Source organism: Pseudomonas sp. HN11 (assembly GCF_021390155.1).
In the GTDB taxonomy this organism is placed as follows: domain Bacteria; phylum Pseudomonadota; class Gammaproteobacteria; order Pseudomonadales; family Pseudomonadaceae; genus Aquipseudomonas.
In genome coordinates this window covers 6,233,278-6,259,253 of record NZ_CP089985.1, presented here as the reverse complement: position 1 = coordinate 6,259,253, position 25,976 = coordinate 6,233,278, and the positions used below count along the sequence as shown (strand labels likewise).

27 protein-coding genes are annotated in these 25,976 nt (G+C 59.9%); 17 read left to right on the top strand and 10 right to left on the bottom strand.

The window, feature by feature from the left end:
- Positions 1-9: 9 nt before the first annotated feature.
- From atpB to LVW35_RS28790, 12 genes are all read left to right on the top strand, one after another.
- Positions 10-879 carry a F0F1 ATP synthase subunit A gene (gene atpB, locus LVW35_RS28845; RefSeq protein WP_233893067.1) on the top strand — a complete coding sequence of 290 codons (870 nt, stop codon included), beginning with the start codon at positions 10-12 and terminating at the stop codon, positions 877-879.
- Positions 880-1,012: 133 nt separating this feature from the next.
- Positions 1,013-1,270: a F0F1 ATP synthase subunit C gene (gene atpE, locus LVW35_RS28840; protein ID WP_002555987.1), complete on the top strand. Its 258-nt coding sequence runs from the start codon at positions 1,013-1,015 to the stop codon at positions 1,268-1,270.
- Between the two features lie 56 nt (positions 1,271-1,326).
- Positions 1,327-1,797: a F0F1 ATP synthase subunit B gene (locus LVW35_RS28835; RefSeq protein WP_233893065.1), complete on the top strand. Its 471-nt coding sequence runs from the start codon at positions 1,327-1,329 to the stop codon at positions 1,795-1,797.
- Between the two features lie 12 nt (positions 1,798-1,809).
- Entirely contained in the window at positions 1,810-2,346 is a 537-nt protein-coding gene (locus tag LVW35_RS28830; protein ID WP_233893064.1) for a F0F1 ATP synthase subunit delta, read from the top strand.
- A 21-nt stretch (positions 2,347-2,367) separates the two neighbouring features.
- Positions 2,368-3,912 (top strand): F0F1 ATP synthase subunit alpha, encoded by a 1,545-nt coding sequence (gene atpA, locus LVW35_RS28825; RefSeq protein WP_105521353.1) that lies wholly within the window; start codon positions 2,368-2,370, stop codon positions 3,910-3,912.
- 50 nt (positions 3,913-3,962) lie between these two features.
- Positions 3,963-4,823: a F0F1 ATP synthase subunit gamma gene (gene atpG, locus LVW35_RS28820; RefSeq protein WP_233893062.1), complete on the top strand. Its 861-nt coding sequence runs from the start codon at positions 3,963-3,965 to the stop codon at positions 4,821-4,823.
- Between the two features lie 27 nt (positions 4,824-4,850).
- On the top strand, positions 4,851-6,227 hold the full coding sequence (gene atpD / locus LVW35_RS28815) for a F0F1 ATP synthase subunit beta (protein ID WP_010207684.1): 1,377 nt from the start codon (positions 4,851-4,853) through the stop codon (positions 6,225-6,227).
- Positions 6,228-6,271: 44 nt separating this feature from the next.
- Positions 6,272-6,688: a F0F1 ATP synthase subunit epsilon gene (locus LVW35_RS28810; RefSeq protein WP_003177061.1), complete on the top strand. Its 417-nt coding sequence runs from the start codon at positions 6,272-6,274 to the stop codon at positions 6,686-6,688.
- Positions 6,689-6,811: 123 nt separating this feature from the next.
- The gene (gene glmU / locus LVW35_RS28805) at positions 6,812-8,179 is read left to right on the top strand and encodes a bifunctional UDP-N-acetylglucosamine diphosphorylase/glucosamine-1-phosphate N-acetyltransferase GlmU (RefSeq protein WP_233893061.1); all 1,368 of its coding nucleotides are present in this window, start codon (positions 6,812-6,814) and stop codon (positions 8,177-8,179) included.
- A gap of 128 nt (positions 8,180-8,307) precedes the next feature.
- Complete coding sequence (locus tag LVW35_RS28800; RefSeq protein WP_233893060.1) at positions 8,308-9,075, top strand: DeoR/GlpR family DNA-binding transcription regulator; 768 nt, start codon at positions 8,308-8,310, stop codon at positions 9,073-9,075.
- Positions 9,076-9,085: 10 nt separating this feature from the next.
- Positions 9,086-10,918: a glutamine--fructose-6-phosphate transaminase (isomerizing) gene (glmS, locus tag LVW35_RS28795; RefSeq protein WP_233893059.1), complete on the top strand. Its 1,833-nt coding sequence runs from the start codon at positions 9,086-9,088 to the stop codon at positions 10,916-10,918.
- Positions 10,919-10,977: 59 nt separating this feature from the next.
- Entirely contained in the window at positions 10,978-11,346 is a 369-nt protein-coding gene (locus tag LVW35_RS28790; RefSeq protein ID WP_233893058.1) for a hypothetical protein, read from the top strand.
- A gap of 48 nt (positions 11,347-11,394) precedes the next feature.
- Here LVW35_RS28790 and LVW35_RS28785 read toward each other — a convergent pair whose 3' ends face one another.
- Positions 11,395-12,024, bottom strand: coding sequence for a LysE family translocator (locus LVW35_RS28785; protein WP_233893057.1), 630 nt, complete (start codon positions 12,022-12,024; stop codon positions 11,395-11,397).
- Between the two features lie 126 nt (positions 12,025-12,150).
- Between LVW35_RS28785 and LVW35_RS28780 the strand changes: the two genes are divergently transcribed.
- Positions 12,151-12,633: an Lrp/AsnC family transcriptional regulator gene (locus LVW35_RS28780; RefSeq protein WP_233893056.1), complete on the top strand. Its 483-nt coding sequence runs from the start codon at positions 12,151-12,153 to the stop codon at positions 12,631-12,633.
- 38 nt (positions 12,634-12,671) lie between these two features.
- On the opposite strand, the gene LVW35_RS28775 is transcribed toward LVW35_RS28780, so the two are convergent.
- The 9 genes from LVW35_RS28775 to LVW35_RS28735 form a co-directional block, all read right to left on the bottom strand.
- The gene (locus tag LVW35_RS28775; RefSeq protein WP_233893054.1) at positions 12,672-12,872 is read right to left on the bottom strand and encodes a DUF3077 domain-containing protein; all 201 of its coding nucleotides are present in this window, start codon (positions 12,870-12,872) and stop codon (positions 12,672-12,674) included.
- A 195-nt stretch (positions 12,873-13,067) separates the two neighbouring features.
- Entirely contained in the window at positions 13,068-13,655 is a 588-nt protein-coding gene (locus LVW35_RS28770; protein WP_233893053.1) for a mobile mystery protein B, read from the bottom strand.
- On the bottom strand, positions 13,646-14,110 hold the full coding sequence (locus LVW35_RS28765; protein ID WP_233893052.1) for a helix-turn-helix domain-containing protein: 465 nt from the start codon (positions 14,108-14,110) through the stop codon (positions 13,646-13,648). The genes LVW35_RS28770 and LVW35_RS28765 overlap by 10 nt, the downstream gene beginning before the upstream one ends.
- Before the next feature lie 163 nt (positions 14,111-14,273).
- Positions 14,274-15,206, bottom strand: a complete 933-nt coding sequence (locus LVW35_RS28760) for a phosphatidate cytidylyltransferase (RefSeq protein WP_017528659.1) — start codon at positions 15,204-15,206, stop codon at positions 14,274-14,276.
- A gap of 1 nt (position 15,207) precedes the next feature.
- Positions 15,208-15,828 carry a lysophospholipid acyltransferase family protein gene (locus LVW35_RS28755; protein WP_233893051.1) on the bottom strand — a complete coding sequence of 207 codons (621 nt, stop codon included), beginning with the start codon at positions 15,826-15,828 and terminating at the stop codon, positions 15,208-15,210.
- Positions 15,829-15,837: 9 nt separating this feature from the next.
- Positions 15,838-16,281 carry a hypothetical protein gene (locus LVW35_RS28750; RefSeq protein WP_233893050.1) on the bottom strand — a complete coding sequence of 148 codons (444 nt, stop codon included), beginning with the start codon at positions 16,279-16,281 and terminating at the stop codon, positions 15,838-15,840.
- On the bottom strand, positions 16,271-17,569 hold the full coding sequence (locus LVW35_RS28745) for a phosphatase PAP2/dual specificity phosphatase family protein (RefSeq protein ID WP_233893049.1): 1,299 nt from the start codon (positions 17,567-17,569) through the stop codon (positions 16,271-16,273). Before LVW35_RS28745 ends, LVW35_RS28750 begins: the two co-directional genes overlap by 11 nt.
- Positions 17,570-17,571: 2 nt before the next feature.
- Complete coding sequence (locus LVW35_RS28740; RefSeq protein WP_233893048.1) at positions 17,572-19,320, bottom strand: bifunctional alpha/beta hydrolase/class I SAM-dependent methyltransferase; 1,749 nt, start codon at positions 19,318-19,320, stop codon at positions 17,572-17,574.
- Positions 19,321-19,331: 11 nt separating this feature from the next.
- Positions 19,332-19,955, bottom strand: a complete 624-nt coding sequence (locus LVW35_RS28735; RefSeq protein ID WP_233893047.1) for a CDP-alcohol phosphatidyltransferase family protein — start codon at positions 19,953-19,955, stop codon at positions 19,332-19,334.
- A gap of 185 nt (positions 19,956-20,140) precedes the next feature.
- Between LVW35_RS28735 and hflK (LVW35_RS28730) the strand changes: the two genes are divergently transcribed.
- From hflK (LVW35_RS28730) to LVW35_RS28715, 4 genes are read left to right on the top strand one after another with little or no spacing between them, the layout of a single operon-like run.
- On the top strand, positions 20,141-22,045 hold the full coding sequence (hflK, locus tag LVW35_RS28730; RefSeq protein WP_233893046.1) for a protease modulator HflK: 1,905 nt from the start codon (positions 20,141-20,143) through the stop codon (positions 22,043-22,045).
- 9 nt (positions 22,046-22,054) lie between these two features.
- The gene (hflC, locus tag LVW35_RS28725) at positions 22,055-23,044 is read left to right on the top strand and encodes a protease modulator HflC (protein WP_233896566.1); all 990 of its coding nucleotides are present in this window, start codon (positions 22,055-22,057) and stop codon (positions 23,042-23,044) included.
- Complete coding sequence (gene hflK / locus LVW35_RS28720; protein WP_233893045.1) at positions 23,041-24,075, top strand: protease modulator HflK; 1,035 nt, start codon at positions 23,041-23,043, stop codon at positions 24,073-24,075. Before hflC ends, hflK (LVW35_RS28720) begins: the two co-directional genes overlap by 4 nt.
- Complete coding sequence (locus LVW35_RS28715; protein ID WP_233893044.1) at positions 24,072-25,958, top strand: cation-translocating P-type ATPase; 1,887 nt, start codon at positions 24,072-24,074, stop codon at positions 25,956-25,958. The genes hflK (LVW35_RS28720) and LVW35_RS28715 overlap by 4 nt, the downstream gene beginning before the upstream one ends.
- Positions 25,959-25,976 lie beyond the last annotated feature (18 nt).

Below are 25,976 nucleotides of genomic sequence, written 5' to 3'. Positions count from 1 at the left end.
GAGGCAACCATGGCAGAAACAACCGCTTCGGGCTATATCCAGCACCACTTGCAGAACCTGACCTTTGGTCAGCTTCCTAATGGCGGCTGGGGCTTTGCCCACTCCGCAGCAGAGGCCAAAGAAATGGGCTTCTGGGCTTTCCACCTGGATACTCTGGGCTGGTCGGTCGCATTGGGTCTGATCTTCGTCTTCATTTTCCGCATGGCGGCAAAGAAGGCGACTTCCGGTCAGCCAGGTGCTTTGCAGAACTTCGTTGAAGTACTGGTGGAATTCGTCGATGGCAGCGTGAAAGACAGCTTCCATGGCCGTAGCGCGGTGATCGCACCGCTGGCACTGACCATTTTCGTCTGGGTGTTCCTGATGAACGCCGTCGACCTTATCCCGGTTGACTGGATTCCTCAGCTGGCCATCCTCATCTCTGGCGACCCACACATCCCATTCCGTGCCGTATCGACCACTGACCCGAACGCTACCCTGGGCATGGCCCTGTCGGTCTTCGCGTTGATCATTTTCTACAGCATCAAGATCAAGGGCATCGGCGGTTTCATCGGCGAACTGACCCTGCACCCGTTCGGCAGCAAGAACATTTTCGTTCAAGCCCTGCTGATTCCGGTGAACTTCCTGCTGGAATTCGTAACCCTGGTCGCCAAGCCGATCTCCCTGGCCCTGCGACTGTTCGGCAACATGTATGCCGGCGAGCTGGTGTTCATTCTGATCGCTGTGATGTTCGGCAGCGGCCTGCTCTGGCTCAGCGGCCTGGGCATTGTTCTGCAGTGGGCGTGGGCTGTGTTCCACATCCTGATCATCACCCTGCAGGCCTTCATCTTCATGATGCTGACCATCGTCTACCTGTCGATGGCGCACGAAGAGAACCATTAAGACCAGTCTCGACTAGTCTGATGTCCTTCCCGGTCAAACGGGAAGGTGGCCCACCAGGGCTATGAAACGATTTGTTTTACCGCTTTAAAATCTAAAAAACCTAAACCATACGACGTAAAAGTCGGGAGGAAAGATGGAAACTGTAGTTGGTCTAACCGCTATCGCTGTTGCACTGTTGATCGGCCTGGGCGCCCTGGGTACTGCCATTGGTTTCGGCCTGCTGGGCGGCAAGTTCCTGGAAGGCGCAGCGCGTCAGCCAGAAATGGTTCCAATGCTGCAAGTTAAAATGTTCATCGTCGCCGGCCTGCTCGACGCCGTGACCATGATCGGTGTTGGTATCGCTCTGTTCTTCACCTTCGCGAACCCTTTCGTTGGTCAACTCGCCGGTTAATCACTCGTTTTTTCGAGTGATTGGTGTGTTGTGCAACGAATGAGCGAGGTATTGGCGTGAACATTAATGCAACCATTATTGGTCAGTCCTTAGCGTTCTTGATTTTTGTCGTTTTCTGCATGAAGTTCGTATGGCCTCCGGTCATCGCAGCTCTGCACGAACGTCAGAAGAAGATCGCTGATGGCTTGGACGCTGCCAGTCGTGCAGCTCGCGATCTGGAGTTGGCCCAAGAGAAAGTGGGTCATCAACTGCGCGATGCTAAGGCACAGGCAGCCGAGATCATTGAGCAAGCCAAGAAACGCGGTAACCAGATCGTCGAAGAGGCTGTTGAAAAAGCCCGCGTCGAAGCTGACCGTGTGAAGGCTTCGGCTCATGCCGAGATCGAACAGGAACTGAACGGCGTCAAAGACGCGCTGCGTGCCCAACTGGGTGCTCTGGCGGTCGGCGGTGCTGAGAAGATCCTCGGTGCCACAATCGATCAAAACGCGCACGCGGAGCTGGTTAACAAACTGGCTGCTGAAATTTAAGCGAGGGCGATCATGGCAGAACTGACCACGTTGGCCCGACCTTACGCTAAGGCAGCCTTCGAGCACGCCCAGGCCCACCAGCAGCTGGCCTCTTGGTCAGCCATGCTCGGCCTGGCTGCAGCAGTGTCGCAAGACGACACCATGCAGCGCGTGCTCAAGGCCCCGCGCCTGACGAGCGCAGACAAGGCCGCCACTTTTATTGAAGTGTGCGGCGACAAGTTTGATGTGAAGGCACAGAACTTCATCAATGTCGTTGCCGAAAACGACCGTCTCCCGCTGTTGCCGGAGATCGCCGCTCTGTTCGACCTGTACAAGGCCGAAGCAGAGAAGTCGGTAGACGTTGAAGTGACCAGTGCTTTTGCATTGAACCAAGAACAGCAAGACAAACTCGCCAAGGTTCTCAGTGCACGACTCAATCGGGAAGTGCGCCTGCAAGCTTCGGAGGACGCATCCCTGATTGGTGGTGTTGTTATCCGTGCCGGCGACCTGGTTATCGATGGCTCGATTCGCGGAAAAATCGCGAAACTTGCCGAAGCATTGAAATCTTGAGTTTGAAGGGGCAGCAGAGCAATGCAGCAACTCAATCCTTCCGAAATAAGTGAAATTATCAAGGGCCGCATCGACAAGCTCGATGTGACCTCCCAAGCCCGTAACGAAGGCACTGTCGTCAGCGTATCTGACGGCATCGTGCGGATTCACGGTCTGGCCGACGTTATGTACGGCGAGATGATCGAGTTTCCGGGCGGCGTCTACGGTATGGCCCTCAACCTGGAGCAAGACTCCGTAGGTGCCGTTGTATTGGGCGCGTACACCAGTCTGGCTGAAGGCATGAGCGCCAAGTGCACAGGCCGCATCCTGGAAGTTCCGGTTGGTAAGGAACTGCTGGGCCGCGTAGTTGACGCACTGGGTAACCCTGTTGACGGTAAAGGTCCACTGGGCAACACCGAGACCGACGCGGTCGAGAAAGTTGCTCCAGGCGTGATCTGGCGTAAGTCGGTAGACCAGCCTGTACAGACTGGCTACAAGGCTGTCGATGCCATGATTCCAGTCGGCCGTGGCCAGCGTGAGCTGATCATCGGTGACCGTCAGATCGGTAAAACCGCTCTGGCGATCGACGCGATCATCAACCAGAAAGACAGCGGCATTTTCTGCGTCTACGTAGCCATCGGTCAGAAGCAATCGACCATCGCCAACGTGGTTCGCAAGCTGGAAGAAAACGGCGCCCTGGCCAACACGATCATCGTGGCTGCCAGTGCTTCGGAATCTCCTGCGCTGCAATTCCTGGCACCGTACTCCGGTTGCACCATGGGTGAATTCTTCCGCGACCGCGGTGAAGACGCGCTGATCGTTTATGACGATCTGTCCAAGCAAGCAGTGGCTTACCGCCAGATTTCCCTGCTGCTGCGCCGTCCACCAGGCCGTGAAGCTTATCCAGGCGACGTGTTCTATCTCCACTCCCGTCTGCTGGAGCGCGCATCCCGCGTTTCGGAAGAGTACGTAGAGAAGTTCACCAACGGCGCAGTGACCGGCAAAACCGGTTCCCTGACCGCACTGCCGATCATCGAAACCCAGGCTGGCGACGTTTCCGCTTTCGTTCCGACCAACGTGATTTCCATCACCGACGGTCAGATCTTCCTGGAATCGGCCATGTTCAACTCGGGCATCCGCCCTGCAGTGAACGCCGGTGTTTCGGTATCCCGTGTGGGTGGTGCCGCTCAGACCAAGATCATCAAGAAGCTCTCCGGTGGTATCCGTACCGCTCTGGCTCAGTACCGTGAACTGGCGGCATTCGCCCAGTTCGCTTCTGACCTGGACGAAGCGACCCGTAAGCAACTTGAGCATGGTCAGCGCGTTACCGAGCTGATGAAGCAGAAGCAATACGCCCCAATGTCGATCGCTGACATGGCGTTGTCGCTGTATGCCGCTGAGCGTGGGTTCCTGACCGACGTTGAAATCGCCAAGGTCGGCAGCTTTGAACAAGCGCTGATTGCTTACTTCAACCGCGATCACGCCGACTTGTTGGCCAAGATCAACGTGAAGGGTGACTTCAATGACGAAATCGACGCTGGCCTCAAAGCCGGTATCGAGAAGTTCAAGGCCACCCAAACCTGGTAAGCCGCAGCGGGAGCCGCAAGGCTCCCGCTTGCTAACCTGATAGGTGTTACATGGCAGGCGCAAAAGAGATTCGCAGTAAGATTGCGAGCATCAAAAGCACGCAAAAAATTACCAGCGCCATGGAAAAAGTGGCGGTCAGCAAAATGCGCAAGGCACAAATGCGCATGGCTGCTAGCCGTCCTTATGCGGAGCGTATCCGCCAGGTAATTGGGCATCTGGCCAACGCCAACCCGGAGTACCGCCACCCGTTCATGATCGAGCGCAAAGTTAAGCGCGTCGGTTATGTGGTTGTGAGCAGTGACCGTGGTTTGTGTGGTGGTCTGAATACCAACCTGTTCAAGGCCCTGGTCAAGGACATGGCGGTAAACCGCGAAAACGGCGTCGAGATCGATCTGTGTGTAGTTGGTAGCAAGGGTGCGGCCTTTTTCCGCAACTTCGGCGGCAACGTCGTAGCAGCTATCAGCCACCTGGGTGAAGAGCCGTCGATCAATGATTTGATCGGCAGTGTGAAGGTGATGCTGGATGCGTACCTGGAAGGCCGGATTGACCGCCTTTCCGTGGTATCCAACAAGTTCATCAACACCATGACCCAGCAGCCAACCGTGGAGCAATTGATTCCACTGGTGGCGACCCCGGATCAGGAACTCAAGCACCACTGGGACTACCTCTACGAACCAGACGCCAAAGAGCTGCTTGACGGCTTGATGGTGCGCTACGTGGAGTCGCAGGTGTACCAGGCGGTGGTCGAGAACAACGCAGCTGAACAAGCGGCGCGGATGATCGCGATGAAAAACGCTACCGATAACGCCGGTGATCTGATCAGCGATTTGCAGCTGATCTACAACAAGGCGCGTCAGGCTGCGATCACCCAAGAGATCTCGGAAATCGTCGGCGGCGCTGCCGCGGTTTAACGGTTCAAATATTCAGAGGATCCAGCTATGAGTAGCGGACGTATCGTTCAAATCATCGGCGCCGTTATCGACGTGGAATTCCCACGCGACAGCGTACCGAGCATCTACAACGCGCTGAAAGTACAAGGCGCGGACACTACTCTGGAAGTTCAGCAGCAGCTGGGCGACGGCGTAGTTCGTACCATTGCGATGGGTTCCACCGAAGGCTTGAAGCGCGGTCTGGACGTTGTCGACTCTGGCGCAGCCATCTCCGTACCGGTCGGTAAAGCGACCCTGGGCCGGATCATGGACGTACTGGGCAACCCGATTGATGAAGCGGGTCCGATCGACACCGAAGAGCGTTGGGGCATTCACCGTCCAGCACCTTCGTTCGCCGAACAAGCGGGCGGCAACGACCTGCTGGAAACCGGCATCAAGGTTATCGACCTGGTTTGCCCGTTCGCCAAAGGCGGTAAAGTCGGTCTGTTCGGTGGTGCCGGTGTAGGCAAGACCGTAAACATGATGGAACTGATCCGTAACATCGCCATCGAGCACAGCGGTTATTCCGTGTTCGCCGGTGTGGGTGAGCGTACTCGTGAGGGTAACGACTTCTACCACGAGATGAAGGACTCCAACGTTCTGGACAAAGTGGCACTGGTCTACGGTCAGATGAACGAGCCGCCGGGAAACCGTCTGCGCGTAGCATTGACCGGCCTGACCATGGCCGAGAAGTTCCGTGACGAAGGTAACGACGTTCTGCTGTTCGTCGACAACATCTACCGTTACACCTTGGCCGGTACTGAAGTATCCGCACTGCTGGGCCGTATGCCTTCGGCAGTAGGTTACCAGCCGACCCTGGCTGAAGAGATGGGCGTTCTGCAAGAACGTATCACTTCGACCAAGGAAGGTTCGATCACTTCGATCCAAGCGGTATACGTACCTGCGGATGACTTGACCGACCCGTCGCCTGCGACCACCTTCGCCCACTTGGACGCCACCGTCGTACTGTCCCGTGACATCGCTTCCCTGGGTATCTACCCAGCGGTCGATCCACTCGACTCGACTTCGCGCCAGCTGGACCCGAACGTGATCGGCCAGGAGCACTACGACACCGCTCGCGGCGTTCAGTACGTGCTGCAGCGTTACAAAGAACTGAAGGACATCATTGCGATCCTGGGTATGGACGAGCTGTCGGAAGCCGACAAGCAGTTGGTAAACCGTGCTCGTAAGATCCAGCGTTTCTTGTCGCAGCCGTTCTTCGTGGCTGAAGTCTTCACCGGTGCATCGGGTAAATACGTTTCCCTGAAAGACACCATTGCTGGCTTCAAAGGCATCCTCAACGGTGACTACGACCACCTGCCAGAACAAGCGTTCTACATGGTCGGCGGCATCGAAGAAGCGATCGAGAAAGCCAAGAAACTGTAATCCAGGCGCCCGGAAACGGGCGCTCATCAGGTTGAGGCAATCAGATGGCTATGACAGTCCATTGCGATATCGTCAGCGCGGAAGGGGAAATCTTCTCCGGTCTGGTAGAGATGGTGATTGCACACGGCGAACTCGGTGACCTTGGTATTGCCATGGGTCACGCGCCGTTGATCACCAGCTTGAAGCCAGGTCCGATCACTCTGACCAAGCAAGGCGGGGAAAAGGAGGTGTTTTACATCTCTGGTGGTTTCCTCGAGGTTCAGCCGAACATGGTCAAGGTACTTGCCGACACCGTGCAACGTGCTGGCGACCTGGATGAAGCCTCCGCTCAGGAAGCCGTCAAGGCTGCTGAGAAGGCCCTGAACGAAAAGGGTGCGGACTTCGACTACAGCGCTGCTGCTGTACGTCTGGCCGAGGCTGCAGCTCAGCTGCGCACGCTCCAGCAGATCCGCAAGAAGTAAGCGGCCTCGCCGTCATGCTTCATGCGAGATTGATTAAAAAGGGTAGCCTCGGCTACCCTTTTTCTTTTTCAGCAAAACACTTCTCTGGTCTGAAGCCGGACCGCCCAGGATTGGTAGCCACTCATGTCTCTTGAAATCGTCATTCTCGCCGCAGGCCAGGGCACCCGCATGCGTTCGGCCCTGCCCAAGGTGCTGCACCCGGTTGCCGGCAACTCCATGCTGGGCCATGTTATCCACAGCGCCCGTCAGCTCGCCCCACAGCGCATTCACGTGGTGATTGGCCATGGTGCAGATGTGGTGCGTGAGCGATTGACCGCGGACGACCTGAATTTCGTATTGCAGGACAAACAGCTGGGCACCGGTCATGCCACCGCGCAAGCCGTGCCCTTCATCACCGCCGATACCGTACTGATCCTCTACGGCGACGTGCCTCTGATCGAAGTCGAAACCCTGCAACGCCTGCTCAAGCACGTAGTCCCTGGCCAGATGGGACTGTTGACCGTTGAACTTGACGATCCCACCGGCTACGGACGCATCGTGCGTAACGCCGATGGCAAGGTTGCAGCTATCGTTGAGCACAAGGATGCCAGCGAAGCCCAGCGCGCCATCACCGAAGGCAACACCGGTATTCTTGCTGTGCCTGCCAATAAGCTCGCGGATTGGATGAGCCGCCTGTCCAACAATAACGCCCAGGGCGAGTACTACCTTACCGATGTCATCGAGATGGCGGTAAGTGACGGCCTGTTGGTCGCCACCGAGCAACCCCACGATCCGATGGAAGTGCAGGGCGCCAACGACCGCAAGCAACTCGCCGAACTGGAGCGTCACTACCAATTGCGTGAGGGTCGCCGCCTGATGGCCCAGGGCGTGACGCTGCGCGATCCGGCACGCTTCGATGTACGGGGTGAAGTGACCGTTGGGCGCGATGTGCTGATCGACATCAATGTGATCCTCGAAGGCCGCGTGATCATCGAAGACGACGTGGTGATTGGCCCTAACTGCGTGATCAAGGACTGCACCCTGCATAAAGGCGTGGTGGTCAAGGCCAACAGTCACTTGGACGGCGCGGTGATGGGCGAGGGCAGTGATGCGGGTCCATTTGCGCGCCTGCGTCCGGGAACCGTAATGGGCGCCAGGGCGCACGTTGGCAATTTCGTCGAGCTGAAAAACGCCAAAATGGGTGACGATGCGAAGGCCGGCCACTTGGCCTACCTCGGTGATGCGGTGATTGGGGCTCGCAGCAACATTGGCGCCGGTGCCATTACGTGTAACTACGATGGCGCGAACAAGTACCAGACGATTATTGGTGAAGACGTATTTATCGGCTCCAATAATTCACTGATTGCGCCTGTATCTATTGGTGACGGCTCGAACACGGCAGCGGGCTCAACCATCAACCAGGATGTGGATAAGTCTCAACTGGCGGTAGCGCGAGCCCGCCAACGTAACATCGACGGCTGGAAGCGCCCGGTCAAAATCAAAAAGCCCTGAGTTATCCACAGTCACTGAAACCTGTTGGCTCATCACCAACAGGTTTTTTTATAGCCGCGTATTGACGATTTTCCCCGAATAGGTTTTGATTCCCTTCGTTATCTTTCGAAACGAAACTTTTAGTCAAAATGTCGAAACGAAATACCCCCCAGCGGCGCCACAACATCCTGACCTTGCTCAATGAACAGGGCGAAGTCAGCGTGGACGAATTGGCCAAGCGTTTCGAAACCTCGGAAGTCACGATCCGCAAGGACCTGGCGGCCTTGGAAAGCAACGGCCTGCTGCTTCGCCGCTACGGTGGCGCCATCACCATGCCTCAGGAACTTGTAGGCGACGCTGCCCAGCCCATTTCGGTGTACAAGCGTGCCATCGCGCGTGCCGCAGTGACGCGCTTGCGCGAACACGCTCGCATCATCATCGACAGCGGCAGCACCACCGCCGCCATGATCCCCGAATTGGGCCACCAGCCGGGCCTGGTGGTGATGACCAACTCCCTGCACGTCGCCAGCGCTTTGAGCGAACTGGAACATGAGCCCGTGCTGTTGATGACCGGCGGCACCTGGGACCCGCATTCGGACTCGTTCCAAGGGCAGGTGGCCGAGCAAGTGCTGCGGTCCTATGACTTTGACCAGTTGTTTATCGGGGCCGATGGTATCGACCTGCAGCGCGGCACCACCACCTTCAACGAATTACTGGGCCTGAGCCGCGTCATGGCAGAGGTCGCCCGTGAAGTCGTGGTGATGGTCGAGTCCGACAAGATCGGCCGCAAGATTCCCAACCTGGAACTGCCCTGGAGCAGCGTCCATACCCTTATCACCGATGATCGCCTGCCGCTTGAGGCCCGCGACCAGATCCAAGCCCGCGGCATTACGCTGATATGCGCGGCAATCATCTAGGAGAAACACCATGTGTGGCATCGTAGGCGCAGTCGCTGAACGCAACATCACCCCGATTTTGATCGAAGGCCTCAAGCGCCTGGAATACCGCGGCTATGACAGCGCCGGTGTGGCCGTCTTCACCAACGCCGGTAAGCTGGAGCGCATGCGCCGTCCGGGTAAAGTCAGCGAGTTGGAGCAGGCCCTGGCCGGCGAGCCGCTGGTTGGCCGTTTGGGTATCGCCCACACCCGCTGGGCCACCCACGGTGCACCGTGCGAACGCAATGCCCACCCGCACTTCTCCGGTGACTTGGCCGTGGTGCACAACGGCATTATCGAAAACCACGAAGTGCTGCGCGAACACCTCAAGGGCCAGGGCTACGTGTTCACCTCGGACACCGATACCGAAGTCATCGCCCACTTGCTCAACCACAAGCTCAAGGACCACAGCGACTTGACCACCGCCCTTAAGGCCACGGTCAAGGAGCTGCACGGCGCCTACGGCCTGGCCGTGGTCAGCGCCAGCCAACCGGACCGCGTAGTCGCTGCTCGCAGTGGCAGCCCACTGGTGATCGGCTTGGGCCTCGGCGAAAACTTTCTCGCCTCCGACCAATTGGCCCTGCGCCAGGTCACCGACCGTTTCATGTACCTGGAAGAAGGTGATATTGCTGACATCCGCCGCGAAAGCGTAGCGATCTGGGACGTTAACGGTAACTCCGTCGAGCGCGAAGCCGTGCAATACCGCGACGGTGCCGAAGCCGCCGACAAAGGCGAATACCGCCACTTCATGCTCAAGGAAATCCACGAGCAGCCAGCCGTGGTGCAACGCACCCTGGAAGGTCGCCTGAGTCAGAACCAGGTGTTGGTCAATGCCTTCGGCCCACAAGCTGCCGAACTGTTTGCCAAAGTGCGCAATGTGCAAATCGTGGCCTGCGGCACCAGCTACCACGCCGGTATGGTTGCCCGTTACTGGCTGGAAGAACTGGCCGGTATCCCGTGCCAGGTGGAAGTCGCCAGTGAGTTCCGCTACCGCAAGGTGGTGGTGCAGCCCGACACCCTGTTCGTGACCATCTCCCAGTCCGGCGAAACCGCCGACACCCTGGCCGCACTGCGCAACGCCAAGGAACTGGGCTTCCTGGCCAGCCTGGCAATCTGCAACGTCAGCATCAGCTCCCTGGTGCGTGAGTCCGACCTGACCCTGCTGACCCAGGCCGGTCGCGAAATCGGCGTAGCATCCACCAAAGCCTTTACCACCCAGCTTGTCGGCCTGTTACTGCTGACCCTGTCCCTCGGTCAAGTGCGTGGCACCCTGGCCGACGGCGTCGAAGCCATGCTGGTCGAAGAACTGCGCCGCCTGCCAACTCGTCTGGGTGAAGCCCTGGCCATGGACAGCACCGTCGAAAAAGTCGCCGAGCTGTTCGCCGACAAGAACCACACCCTGTTCCTCGGCCGCGGCGCGCAATACCCGGTGGCGATGGAAGGCTCGCTCAAGCTCAAGGAAATCTCGTACATCCACGCCGAAGCTTACCCGGCCGGCGAGCTCAAACATGGCCCATTGGCCCTAGTGGATGACGACATGCCAGTGGTCACCGTGGCGCCAAACAACGAACTGTTGGAAAAACTAAAGTCCAACTTGCAGGAAGTACGAGCCCGTGGGGGCCAACTGGTGGTGTTTGCCGATGAGAAAGCCGGCATGACCAACGGTGAAGGCACTCACGTCATCAATATGCCGCACATCAACGACACCCTGTCGCCGATCCTCTACACCATTCCGCTTCAGTTGCTTTCGTACTACGTGGCCGTGCTCAAGGGCACCGACGTAGACCAGCCGCGCAACCTGGCGAAGTCGGTGACGGTGGAGTAATACGCCGTATCCTGGAGGCCCGTCGGGCCTCCAGGATACGATGAAAGGATTCGACACCCATGCAATCTCCCTTCTCCCAGATCAGCGAGCGTTTGCACCATCGCCGGTTTGTCGTCGCAAACAACACCCAAGGTCTTTCCGGGGCCGGCACGGTGTTTCATTATCAGGTCGAGGGCCATGCTATCTCGAGCACTTACCAGGGCGGGCGGATTCGCAACGGGCAGCAGGTCGGGCGTGTTACAGGTCCCGACACCATCGAATTGCTGTACCAGTGCCTGACGACGGAAGGTGAACTGTTGGCGGGTTGGTCTCGTGGCACCGTTGGCGTGGATGAGATCGGGCTGACGACGCTTGCGTTCTCATGGGGCTGGTTGGCTGGTGCGACGGGTGGCGGCGAGTCCCGTTATGTGGAACTCGTGTCCGATTGATTTCGGTGAGCTACTTAACGTCGCTGATGCACAGCCGAAATGCCCTCGTCAGGCGTGTTGCACAAAAGTGAGACGCACCGCAAAACCGATCAACAGGCTGCCGAATAACCACTGCTGCATGCGTTGTGCTGAGCGATTGCGCGCCAGCCACTGGCCGATGCGCGCACCGGCCAGGGCGTAGCAGCAATCGAAGACGAAACCGACGACCACCAGGATCACGCCCAGCAGCGCGAATTGTGCCGCCACCGGCCCCGCTTGCGGGTTGATGAACTGCGGCAACAGGACCGAGCAGAACAGCAGCGCCTTGGGGTTGAGCAGGTTGGTCAGCAAGCCGCGTTGCAGTGCTGCACGCCAGGCATGGGCTGCCAGTGTGGTGTGTGCTGTATCCAGGAACGGCAGCATATTCGCGCGCAGGCATTGAATACCCAGCCACAACAGATAGGCCGCGCCACCCAGGCGCACTGCATCAAAGGTCCACGGCGCCACCTTGAACAAGGTCGCCAACCCCATGCCCGCCAACGCCACATGGCAGGCGCGGGCCAGTCCCAAGCCAATCGCCGTGGTCAGCGCCAAGGCCTTGCCCTGGCGCGCTCCGGTCTGCAGCAGCAGGATCATGTCCGGCCCGGGCAACAGATACGCCACCGACAATGCCACCAGGAATAACCAGAGTTCCGTCATGTCTCACCCCCTTGTGTGTTGGCCAATTCTAGGGCCGAAAGGTGGCGCAGGTGCTTGCGTAGTCAGCCAGAGAATCGTCTATTCTTGGCATTCTCTGCCATTGATAACCTTATTGACCGTTCACTTATGCCAAACCTTAAACTCGATGCGTTTGACCGCAAGATTCTTGAAGCCCTGCAACGCGACGGCCGCCTGAGTAATGTACAACTGGCCGATGAGATCGGGCTGTCCGCCTCACCCTGCCTGCGGCGCGTGCGTCTGCTGGAAGAGGCCGGTGTGATTCGCGGCTACCAGGCCACGCTGGACCGTGACGAAGTCGGCCTGGGGATGATGGTATTCGTGGGCGTGAAGGTGGAGCGGCATAACGACACCGAGGCCAACGCCTTTCGCGAGGCAGTGACGGCGCTGCCGGAAGTGATCTCGGCGTTCCTGGTGTCGGGGGAGTCGGACTTTCTGTTGCAGGTGGTGGTTCCGGATTTGCGCGGCTATGAGCGGTTCGTCACGGGTAGTTTGCTGAAGCTGCCGGGGGTGAGGGACATTCGCAGCAACTTCGCGATTCAGACCGTGAAAACCCCAGGGGCGTTACCGCTGGGGCATTTGCCCAACTAATCGCCTTCTGTGAGCGGGCTTGCACGCTCACCACAGGGTTACTGCGGCGTCATGCAGTCGAGTGAACGATCCACCATCACTTTGGCCATTTCCATCAGGTAACCGGCGGCCTTGGGGGAATCATTCAACCCCTCGGCACAGTGGAGCAGGTCTGAGGCATAAGCCAGGGCGTCTTCGAGACTGAGGTCGGGATGGGTGGTGAAAAAGTGGTGGGGTGGGTTGGACTTTACTTTGGTCATTTCAATAACTCCCAGTAGTCCAATGTACATTCGAGCTGCTAAACCCGGTCACTGAATTGACAGTGACGAACGCAGACTAGCCACCGACAAAGGCAGGGCACAAGTGGTTGGGGTTCTCTCGGAAATGTCCTGCGAAAGAAAGGGAAGCGGGACGTAGGAGTCGTAGTTTCAGACTTTGCCCGTTCAAGCGGCGCTTCAACTGCGCACGAATGTCAACAGTAGCGTGTAATCATTGTTGTCGGCAGCGCGAAGCGCTTGGATGTAGCGTTGGCGCACTTCATTAGCGGTCACCAAGTTACCGCGACCCCAGGAGAAGGGAGCAAGACCACATTGCCTCAGCAGGCAGTCGGCCATGAGGCGAGCATGTCTACCGTTGCCATTCGGAAAGGCGTATAGCCAAACAAGTCGGTGGTGAAAGCGCACGGCAACCTCTTCTGGCAGGAAGACATTGTGTTCCAGCCAGTAAGTCATGTTGTCGAGCAACTGCCGTAAGTTGACCGCGATCTGCGTCCAATCACAGCCGATATTCTTATCGGATTTGCGGAAGGTGCCGGCCCATTTCCAAGTGTCGTCGAACATTTTCAGGTGAAGCTCACGGCAGAAATGGTCGTTCAGTACATCCAGTTTTTTTTGCCGCGCTATCCAACGTGAGGCTTTGAGGATGTTCTGCGCCTCCCATTCATCCAATTCACCCTGGTTGGCGATATGCCTCGGTTTCAGGCCAGCGACTTCGTCGGGATCGAGCGGCGTTTGGCCTGGTTTCAGTTCCAGTTCTATTGCCATAGGCGGGCCCACGAACCGTCGAGTAGTTCTCTGCGACGTTCATCAATCTGACGTTCGATGAACGCATCAGAGGGGCGTTGGTCTTCGAAGCTCATGGAATGTGCAACGCCTAGGATTTCTTGCTTCGCCATGAATTCGGCGCGGTCTTGGACGACTTCGTGCAGGGGCTTCTTGGGGACCAGGCCGTAGACGAGTTCACAGTCCAGTGCTGCTGCTAGCTTTCTTAGCTGTGCGAGCGATATCCGATCTTCAGCCTCGGAGCGCTCGGACTTAGTCAACGTCCCTGAGGATACGCCGGCAATTTCGGCCTGCGTTTTTAATGAGCGGCCTAGTGATTCTCGGATAGCCCGCAGCCAACCGCCTGGCGGAGCAGCCGCACTTTTAAGGGTATTAAACGGCTCAATGGCACGTTCTACCTGAGAAAGGCGCAGTTTGTAGAGCTTGGAAGCACTCATGGTGAATAACCCTTTGTAAGCCTGTAGGCTATCAATTTCGTAATTAATATTAGCCTATAGGCATACAAAATAATAAAAAAATAAGCCTATAGGCTAACAAAACACATAATTTTGTTTGCCTATAGGCTTACAAATTCTTTCAAATTGTTAATGGCAACAAAATTTACGTCCACCAATACCGCACAAGATGAAAGAAAATCGGCGCCGCAAAGCACACCGAATCCAACCGATCCAACATCCCGCCGTGCCCTTCGATCATGTGACCCCAGTCCTTCACGCCCCGGTCGCGTTTGATCGCCGACATCACGATGCCGCCGGCAAACCCCAGCAGGTTGATCAGTAGAGCAATCAAAAACGACTGCCACGGGTTGAATGGCGTGGTCCACCACAGTGCCGCGCCGATCAGGGACGACAACAGGATGCCGCCGACAAAGCCTTCCACGGTTTTCGACGGTGACAGGTTCGGCGCGATCTTGTGCTTGCCGAACAACTTCCCACACACGTACTGCAATACGTCCGACAGCTGCACCACGATCACCAGGTAGGCGATCAGCAGCAGGTTGCGGCCTTCGTAGCCGGGGATGTCGAGGGTCAGCAGGGCGGGCACGAACGACACACAGAACACCGCAATCATCAGGCCCCACTGCACTTTCGACGCGCGCTCCAGAAAGTGCGTGCTGTCGCCACCCAAGGAGGCGAGGATCGGCAGCAGCAGGAATACGTACACCGGGATGAAGATCGAGAACAGCCCGTACCAGTCCGAATAGATCAGCAGGTATTGCAGCGGCAGCGCCAGGTAGAACGCAGCGACCAACGCCGGGTAGTCGCTGCGGCGGGTGGGGGTGAGGGTGAGGAATTCGCGCAGGGCGTAGAACGATACCGCGTAGAACAGCAGGATCACCGCGCCGGTGCCGAGCCAGAAGGCGATGCCGATGACCACCACCATCACCCACCAGGCGTTGATGCGAGCGTTGAGGTTGTCGATCACCGCATTGGGGGTGCCACGGGTGCGCAGTTTGAGGATCAGGCCGATCAGCGAGGCGAGCACCAGAATCGCGCCGATGCCACCGAACAACATCAGGGTTTGGCTATCCATGTCAGACATGCTCCGGGGCAAGGGCGAGCAGGGCATCGCGGGTGCGGGCGAGAAAGGTGGTCTTGTCTTCGCCTTCTTCCAGTTGCAGCGGCGCGCCGAAGCTGGTGGTGCACAACAATGGCAGCGGCAATACGCGGCCTTTAGGCATGACCCGGTTGAGGTTGGCGATCCACACAGGAACCAGTTCGGCCTGTGGGTAACTTTTTGCCAGGTGGTACAGGCCGCTTTTAAATGGCAGCAGGCCATCTTCGAGGTTGCGTGTACCTTCGGGGAAGATGATCAGCGAATCACCATCTTCCAGGGCGTTGAGCATGGGTTGCAAAGGGTTATCCACAGGGTCCTTGCGTTCGCGGTCGATCAGCACGCCGTTGAACACGCGGTTGATGATGTAGCGACGCAGGGCGCTTGCATTCCAGTAATCGCTGCCTGCCACCGGGCGCGTGAATTTGCGCAGGTTCTGCGGGAGCGAGGCCCACAGCAACACGAAGTCGCCGTGGCTGCTGTGGTTGGCGAAGTAGATGCGTTGCACCGGCACCGGCGCGCATCCCAGCCACAGGCTGCGGGCACCAGTAACGGTACGGGCCATGGAGGTAATCAGCGTGGCGACCACGGGTTCGAACATGGGGATTCCTTATCCGGCGAAAGGTAGCCAGGGGCTGGCGAGGATCACGCCCAGGGTCAGCAGCGCTTGCGCGCCCAGCAGCCAGGCTTGTTTGCGCAACAGTTTTAGAGCGCCGCGACGGCGTTCGGTCCAATGGCGACCAATGCGCTTGGCCGATTGCAGGCCAAGGCTCAGCAAGGCTTGGTCGAGGTCTGACGTGCGATCAATGTCGCGGGCCAGTAGGGCGAACAGGTCGGCGTCGAAGGCCACGCGCAGCGACCAGTACTTTTGCAGCAGCCCGAGGACAATCATCCACAGGCTGAGCAGCAGACAGATTGTCGAGATACTCGCCATCAACAACTGGGCCAGGCCGAACAACACACCGGCCACGGTCAGACCTGTGGATAAGTGATCGAGCGAGCGGCCACGCCGTAACAGGCTGGCGACCACTTGGAGTTCCATATCAGCCGGCATGGGGCAAACCCTCCAATGCTTCACGATGTGCGGGGTGCAGGACCACATCGGCCCGCGCTGTACGAATGATAGTCAGCGCCTGCTCGACCGTCGCGGCGCGTCCGGTGTGCAGCAACCAGGCGGCAACGGCGGTAGCGCTGCGCGAGTAGCCGAGTGCGCAGCACACCAGCAGCGGGCCGCTGGCGCGCAGGCGCTCGATGGCGTGTGCCGCTTGCAGGCAATCGTCGGGAGTTGGGGCGATCAGGTCCAGCACGGGAATGCATTGGTAGGCGCGGCCCTGTGGATCAATCGGCAATTCGGCGCATAAATCGACGATAGCGTTGAAGGGCTTCTGCTCATTTGTCGCAGGAATTCGCCCAAGCCAGACGTTATCCACCATCAGATCGGGCTTTGGACGCTTGCGTGTCCACAGGCGCGAGTTAATCCACGCGCCCGCCCTATACGGTGCATACAGCCAGCGCGCGGCGGGCGACATTCGGCCATCGGCGCGTTTCTGGAAACCCCAAGCACCCAGCACCAGATAGTTTGCCTTGACCAAGGCGAGAGAAACCGCAGGCCACAGTAACCACAGCCAGCCACCGCCCAGTACCAGGGCGAGAATCGCCAGTATTAGAGCACCCAGCCCGTAACGTATACCCAGCCGCCAACGCTTGGGATCCCGCGTCAACCGCGCATTCAACAGTGGGTTCGGATGTCCCACCGGCCACAGCCACACGCAAATCCACCCGGCGAGGGCGCCTGTGGGTAAGTCGATAAAGTGGTGTTGATAAGTGGTCAGCACCGAAATACCGATCAAGACGAACCAGCCATGCACCAACCATCGCCAGAAACCCTGGGTATGGCGCTGGTACATGACCCACAGGATCACCAGCAACGCTATATGCAGCGACGGCGCCTGGTTGAACGGCTTGTCGAACCCCGCCAGCACCGCAAACAGCCAGCCAAACACGCCGTCCAGCTCCGGCCGCTCGAAGGTGAAGCGCAGCGGCCAGAGCAGGAAGCAGCTCACGGCGATCACCTGGGCACTCAGCAAGCGCAGCGCATGTTGTTTCAACTCATACCGGGTGTTGGGCAGCAGCAGGGAAAACCCGTAGAGCAGGTCGATGGACCAGTAAGGCACGATGGTCCAGGCCAGGAACGGCATATGGGTTTCCCAGCCGAACACCAGCGTGCCGACGTCGCTGCGCTGGCTGGTGACCCAGGTGGCGAATCCGTAGGTGCTAAAAAACAGCGGCGCCAACAGCAACAGCCAGAGTACCGCTGGTTTCAACAAACCGGGTTCGCGCATGCTCAGATCTTCTGTGCCAGGGACACGGTGAAAATGCCCCACTCATCCACACGCTGGGTGATCTTGCGGAAACCGGCCGCTTCCACCAGTTGGTCCATTTCCGCCTGGCTGCGGCGACGCATCACCCAGGCCTGACCCTGGCGGTGGCTGGTCAGCGCACGGGCGATCAGCTCCAGTTGCGGGTGCCACGGCTGGCCGGTGTAGACCAGGTAGCCACCGGCCTCCACGGCTTCGGCCAGTCCGGCCAATGAACCGCCGACCATGCCGTTATCGGCAAACAACTCGTACAACCCGGACACCACCGCCAGCGTCGGTTTCGGATCCAGCGCGGCCAGGTCCAAACGGTCGAACGCGTCACCTTTGACGAACTGCGCGATATCCCCAAGGCCCTTCTCGCGGATCAGCGCGCCACCGTCGCGCACGTTGATGTCGCTGTAGTCACGCAGCAGGATCGATTCCGGCAGCGGCGACACGCCCTGTAAGGCTTCCAGAATGTAGCGACCGTGGCCGGCGGCGATATCCACAATGCGTACTTCACGATCTTCCCCACGCAACGTGGCCATCGCCAGGCGCAGTAGCTCTTCGACATTCAGCTTGCGTTGGCGAATGCCGCGCCAACCGATGGAGTTGAGGTAGTTGGTATCGATCATCCGCCCCAGCCCGCCCTTGCCGGTGGGGGTGTTGCGGTACACGTAGTCCAGGGTGCTGCCGGAGTCGAAACCGGTGTCGAAGCCCAGCTTCACGCCATCCGACAGGTTCTTGCCCAGGCCCATGCTGGCGCGGGTCAGGCGCCAGTACAGGTCGCGCAGGGAATTGCGCGGTAGTGGCGCGGCGAGGGCTTCAGACTCGGCGCAGGTGGCGCCCAGTTTGTCGGCATCCAGCAGTGACGCGCGGTCCAGCGGGTGTTCGAAGTTCTGCAGGATGAAACGCCGGGCGCTGTTTACGGCGGTGGCGCGGTCGCGCTCACCGAGGGTGTCATGGAAGAAACCGGGGAGAATGTGCAGCTCTTTTTTCAGGCTGCCGAGGCGGTCAAAAAATTGCTGCTGGGGTTTGCGATGCACGACGAAGTCGGAGCCAGAGACCAGCAGTTGAGTCGGCACCTGGATCGCCTGGGCATCGGCGACAACCCGGTCGGCCGCTTCGTACAGGCCGAGCAGCACATTCACCGAGATGGCCTTGGTGATCAACGGGTCGCTGTCATAGGAGGCCACGCGCTCAGGGTCATGGCTGAGGAACTTGGCCTTAACGTAGCTGTTGACGAAAAAGTTGCCGCGAAACTTGCGCATCAACGCCAGGCCCGGCCGTGCAAAGGGCACGTAGAGCTTGACCTTGAACGCCGGGGAAGCGAGCACCAGCGCGCGGATCTTCGGCGCGTAGTCGTGCACCCAGGTCGCGGCAATCACCGCGCCAACGCTTTGGGCGATGATGGCGAAGTTTTCCTCCTCGATGCCATAGGCGGCCCCGATGTGGTCGCAGAAGGTCTGCACATCACGGGCGCTGGTGGCGAAGCTGGGGCTGTCACCGCGCTCGCCGGGGGATTGGCCATGGCCACGGGCGTCCCAGGCGAAAAAGTCGAAGTGCGGCAGGTTCAGCTCATCCACCAGGTGGGCGATACGCCCCGAATGCTCATGGCCTCGATGGAACAACACGATTGCCTTGCGCGGCCCGGTATTCTCCGTGGCTGGCCAGTGCCGGTAGAAAAGCTCGACGCCGTCATGGGTACTGAAGGTGTGCTCTTGCTGTTCGCGCATCGCAAAAATCCTTATGCAATCGGTGAGGTTTCTTTTTGTTCTTTGAGGCCCTGGCGCACCCGATTGACCAAGGTGTAGGCGAGCAGGGCCGCCACCAGCCACATCACCGCGTCGATCCAGCCCGCGCCCAGCCAGCCCAGCGCCACGCCGGTGGCCAGCACGCCGAGTACGAAGGCGCGATCACTTTTGCCCATCGGCCCGTCATAGCGCCGCGATGCTCCCACCATCGGCCCCAGCACGCCGGCGTATTCGCTGAACACCGCCAACAACGCCACCAGCAGCACCGGCGCCAGGCTCACGCCGGGGATCAACGCAAACGGCAGGATCAGCGCGCTGTCGGCGATCACATCACACAGTTCATTCAGGTAGGCGCCCAGGCGCGACTGCTGGCCGAATTCACGGGCGAGCATGCCATCGATGGCGTTGAGGGCCATGCGCAGGATCATCCACAGCGGGATCAACGCAAACAGCCATAGATATTGGGCGAAACTGGCGATCAGCAGGCCGACCAGCAAGGAAATCACACCGGCCAGCACGGTGATTTGGTTGGCGGTGGTGCCATTGTCATAGAGACGTTGCACGAGAGGGCGCAGCAGATTTTGAAAGCGCGGTTTGAGCTGATAGATCGAAATCATGGGAGGTGACGCTTCCTTGTCTGTGGACCCGCGAAAAACTGTTCTGGAGTGTGCCGATTAATCGTGGCCTGCACCAGTGATGGCGTGTGTTTCTGGGGGGTTAGTCACGGTCTGCCTCTAAGCAAACAAAAATTTCACGCCTTGTGTTATATCGTAACTAATTGTGTGCGAGCGGACATAAGTGGATGCAAGTGGATCTGGAAGCTGACGGCGCTTCGGTGGAAGGCCTTCCGCGGTTTCAACAAGGGCTGTTCCATGCCCGTCGATTGCGCCGGGCCGGTATCAGCCTGACGGTGTTGGCCGTTGCCGGCTGGGTGCTGGCGCTGTTTGTCGCGTTGTTTGCGCCGTTGTCGATCTGGCCGGTGGTGTTGATCAACTGTGCGTCGGCATTGTTGCTGCTGGTGGCGGGTTTGCAATCGGCGTGGTGGGTGGCGGATTGGCGTGCCCAGGCGTTGGAAGAACCGTCGGTTGATGTGCCGGTTGAAGACGCAAGCCGGTATGCGCGCCTTGCGCAGCGTTTTGGCCAACAGATCGGCGCGCCGGTATTGTGGCTCGGCGGCTGGTCGTTGCTGGCGCTGGTCAGCCTTGTCGAGTTCTGGAACCTGGCCTTGCCCGCCGCAACGGTCGGTCAATCGGCAAGCATCGGTGCTGCGCTGGGGTTGGGATTGGCGTTCGGGTTGCTGGTGTTTGAACGCTGTCTTGCACAGGAGACCGCAGCGCAATGGCCCGAAGCCTCGCAACTGGCGCAGTTGAGCCGGGTGGCGATTATTTGCCTGGTGGTCAGTGCGGTGTGTCTGCTGTTTGCCGGTGCAAACTCAGTCTGGCCCCTGAGGGTGGCCGTATTGATCGGCTTGCTGCCGGCACTCGTCTCGCTGGAGTTTCTATCAAGAGCGGTGCTGTCCCTGTTCAGCCCACGCCAGCCACGCCTGGAACCCCGCCTGATGGCGCAAAGCTTTATCGCCGGGCTGTTGCGCTGGCCGCCGCAACCCTTGCTCGCGTTGCAACATGAATTGCACAACCGCTTTGGCATCGACCTGCGTCAGATCTGGGCGTTTACCTACATGCGCCGGGCGTTCCTTCCCGTGTTGTTGGTGGTATTGGCGGTAGGCTGGGCGCTCACCGGCGTGCACGAAGTGCCCCTGCAAGGCCGTGGGATCTATGAACGTTTCGGCAAGCCGGTGCAGGTCTTCGGCCCTGGCTTGCATGCGGGGTTGCCGTGGCCATTGGGCCGCGTGATCAGCGTGGAAAACGGTGTGGTGCATGAATTGGCTACCAGCGTCAGCGAAGCCGCCACGCCGGAACTGGCCCCTGCCGAAGGCCCGGCGCCGTTGATTGCCAATCGCTTGTGGGACGCCAGCCATGTGAATGACAAGTCCCAGGTGATCGCCAGCAGCAGCGGCGACAAACAGAGCTTCCAGATCGTCAATATGGATGTGCGGTTCGTCTACCGCATCGGCCTCACCGACCAGGCCGCGCTCGCCGCCACCTATAACAGCGCGGACGTACCGACCCTGATCCGCAGCATCGCCAGCCGCATCCTCGTGCATGATTTTGCCTCGCGCACCCTCGACGAATTGCTCGGCGAACAACGCACCAGCCTGGCCGAGGAAATTGGCCGCGCTGTGCAGGCCGACCTGCAAAAACTCGACAGCGGCGTAGAAATTCTCGCCACGGTGGTGGAGGCGATCCACCCACCGGCCGGAGCCGCCAACGCTTATCACGGTGTGCAGGCTGCACAGATCGGCGCCCAGGCCCTGATCTCCCGTGAGCGCGGCGCGGCCAGCGAACACACCAACCAAGCGTTGCTGCAAGCCAGCACCGTCCGCGACCAGGCCACCGCCACTGCCCGCGAAGTGAACGCGGGCGCGCAAGCGGCCAATCTGCGCTTCGCCGCCGAACAAAAGGCCTACGCCACGGCCGGCCAGGCGTTTGTGCTGGAACAGTATCTCGGTCAACTCAGCCAGGGCCTGGCCCATGCCAAGCTGCTGATTCTGGATCATCGCCTCGGTGCCGACGGCGCGCCGACGATCGATCTGCGTTCTTTTACCTTGCCGGCCGATCCCTCGGTGCCGCGTAAAGCCGTTCAATAAGGAGTCTGTCTGTTGAGCGCTCATTCTCACGATCACGGTCATCATCACGGTCATCACCACCATCATCACGGTGATGAACAAGCGGCCGGCCCGTTCCCCTGGCGGCGTATGGCCTGGGCGCTGTTGCTGGTGCTGTTTGCGGTTGCCGCCGCCAGCCTCGTGCAAGTGCGTTCCGGCGAGGCCACGGTGATTACCCGTTTCGGTAACCCGTCGCGGGTGCTGTTGGAGCCGGGCCTTGGCTGGTGCTGGCCGGCGCCGTTCGAGGCGGCGATCCCGGTGGATTTGCGTCTGCGCACCACCTCCAGCGGTTTGCAGGATGTGGGCACCCGCGACGGACTGCGCATCATCGTGCAGGCGTACGTGGCGTGGCAGGTGCAGGGCGACGCGGACAACGTGCAACGCTTTATGCGCGCCGTGCAGAACCAGCCAGATGAAGCGGCGCGGCAGATTCGCACCTTCGTTGGCTCGGCGCTGGAAACCACGGCGGCCAGCTTCGACCTGTCCAGCCTGATCAACACTGACGCCAGCCAAGTGCGCATCGCTGATTTCGAAGCGCAGTTGCGCCAGCAGATTGATCAACAATTGCTCGCCACCTATGGCGTGCGTGTAGCCCAGGTGGGTATCGAGCGGCTCACTTTGCCATCAGTGACCCTTACCGCCACGGTCGACCGCATGCGCGCCGAGCGTGAAACCATCGCCACCGAACGCACCGCCGTGGGCAAGCGTGAAGCCGCGCAGATCCGTTCCGCCGCCGAGCGTGATGCGCGGATTGTGCAGGCCGATGCCACGGTGAAGGCTGCCGATATCGAAGCGCAATCGCGGGTCGAAGCGGCGCAGATCTATGGCCGTGCCTATGCGGGTAATCCACAGCTTTACAACTTGCTGCGGTCTCTCGACACCTTGGGCACCGTGGTCACTCCAGGTACCAAAATCATCCTGCGCACCGACGCCGCACCGTTCCGCGCCTTGGTGGACGGGCCGAAGGACGTCCAGCCATGACTGAGCGTGCCAGCCCGGACAGCCCATGGATCCAGGCCGGGCGTTTGACCTTCCTGGCGTTGTACGCGGTGACGGTATTGGCGGCATTGGCCTGGGCGTTTTCCAATGTGCGCCAGATCGACCCGCAGAACCGTGCAGTGGTCCTGCATTTCGGCGCGCTCGACCGCATCCAGAATGCCGGGCTGTTGCTGGCGTGGCCGCAGCCGTTCGAGCAGGTGGTGTTGCTTCCGGCGGCTGACCGCGTGATCGAACGCCGTGTGGAGAACCTGCTGCGCTCCGACGCGGCGATCCAGGCCGACCGTGTAGCCAGTTTCGCCACGCCGTTGAGTGATGCGCTGGCCGGTTCCGGTTACCTGCTAACGGGGGATGCCGGTGTGGTGCAACTGGATGTTCGGGTGTTCTACAAGGTCACCGAACCCTATGCGTTTGTGTTGCAGGGCGATCATGTGTTGCCGGCCCTGGACAGGCTGGTGACGCGCAGCGCCGTGGCGCTCACCGCGGCGCGGGACTTGGACACTATTTTGGTAGCGCGACCTGAATTGATCGGCACCGACAACGGCGCCGCCGAACGCCGTGAACGGTTGCGCGGCGACTTGGTGCAAGGCATCAATAAACGCCTCACGGAACTGGCTTCCACAGGCTTGGGACTGGGCATCGTAGTGACCCGTGTCGATGTGCAATCGAGCCTGCCGGGCCCGGCGGTGAATGCCTTTAACGCCGTACTGACGGCCAGCCAGCAAGCCGACAAGGCCGTGGCCAACGCGCGCACCGACGCGGAAAAACTCACCCAGACCGCGACTCAGCAGGCCGACCGCCTGGTGCAAGTCGCCCACGCCCAGGCCAGCGAGCGTCTGGCCAACGCCCAGGCGCAAACCGCGACCGTCGTCAGCCTGGCCAAGGTGAAAGACCCGGGCCTGCTGCTGCGTCTGTACCGCGAGCGCTTGCCGAAGATTCTCGGCCAGGCCGGTGCCGTGACCACGGTCGATCCGAAAGACGACTCCCGCTTGATCATCCAGGGAGCCGAACAATGAGCGCACCCATGCTGACCTCAGCCGAACAGCGCAGCGCTGCCCGGCAATTGACCCTGGCCATGTTGGCTTTGGGTTTGTTGGTACTGGGGCTGGTATGGCGTTGGCTGGCGCCGGACCAGATCGGTGTGAGCCAACTGCTGCTGGGCGTCGCGTCGTTGCTGGTGGCCGTGCCAGTGATGCGTTCGGCCTGGTACAGCCTGCGGTTTCCCAGCCTGCATGGCATCACCGACCAACTGATCGCCCTGGCCATGCTCGGTGCCTGGGCCACAGGGGATCTACTGACTGCGGCGTTGCTGCCGATTATCATGATCTTCGGTCACGTGCTGGAAGAGCGCAGCGTGATCGGTTCCCAGGAAGCCATCCACGCGTTGGGCAAGCTGACGCGCAGCCATGCGCGTCTGGTGCAGGCTGACGGCAGCATTGTTGAGGTGGATAACGGCACGCTGAACACCGGTGATGTGGTCGAGGTGCGTGCCGGTGACCGCGTGCCGGCTGACGGCGTGGTGCTGTCGGGCCAGGCGAGCCTGGACACGGCGCCGATTACCGGTGAGTCGGTGCCGTTGGAAGCCAGTGTGGGCATGCAGGTGTTTGGCGGGGCGATCAACCTTGATGGCCTGCTGCGTCTGCAAGTGACCCGCACGGGTAACGAATCCACCTTGGGCAAAGTCATCGCGCTGATGCAGAACGCCGAGCGCTCCAAGCCACCGATCACACGGCTGCTGGAACGCTATGCCGGCAGCTATATGGTGTTGGTATTGTTGCTGGCGGCGGTGACCTGGTTTGTGACCAACGACCCCCAGGCGATGCTCGCCGTGCTGGTGGCCGCGTGCCCATGCGCGCTGGTGCTGTCGGCACCGGCCACGGCGATCGCCGGGATAGCAGTCGCGGCGCGGCATGGGATTCTGATTCGCAGCTCGGCGTTTCTGGAGGAGCTGGCCGACCTGACTTCATTGGTGGTCGACAAGACTGGAACGCTGACCTTCGGCACCTTGCGCCTGCAATCCATCGAGACCACTGCGCCGGATCGGCAGGGGCTGCTGAATCTGGCGGCCAGCCTGGGCTCAGCGAGTAGCCATCCGGTCAGTCGGGCGTTGGCGGGTTTGGCCACGCAGGAGCAACTGCTGGCGTTGACGGCCATTCGTGAGCGTCAGGGGCTGGGCGTCGTGGCGCAGACCGATCAGGGCGAAGCGGCCTTGGGGCGCCCGGAATTGTTCGAGCAACTGGGCATCGTCACCACCTCTGTACCGAACCACGATGGCCCCATCGCGGGGCTTGCGCTGAATGGGCAATTCCTCGCCTGGTTGCTGCTGGCCGACAGTGTCAAGCCGGAGGCACGCCAGGCGCTGCAAGAACTGCGCGATCTCGGTCTCGGTCGCCAACTGCTGCTTACCGGTGATCGTCAAAGCGTGGCCACCAGCCTGGCGCTGGAGGTAGGCATCAGCGATGTCGAAGCCCAGGCCTTGCCCGAAGACAAGCTCAACCGCGTGTTGGGAGAAATTGGCAGCGGCTTCCGCCCGATGGTGGTGGGCGACGGCATCAACGACTCCTTGGCGCTCAAGGCGGGTGTGGTCGGCGTGGCCATGGGCGCGGGCGGGGCAGATATTGCCTTGGCATCAGCTGATGTGGTGTTGATCGGCAGTGACTTGCGGCGTCTGGGCACCTGTGTGCGTTTGAGTCGCCAGTGCCGGCAGACCTTGCAGGTGAACGTGATCATCGGCCTGGGTTGGACCCTGGCCATTGTCGTGTTCGCCGCGTTCGGTTGGTTGGGCGCGGCGGGCGCCATGATTGCAGCGGTGTTGCATAACCTCAGCACCTTGCTGGTACTGGGCAATGCCGGGCGTTTGCTGCGTTTTCAAGAACCGCTTTTGAAGCTCGAAGAATAATTTTCAGGAATATTTGCT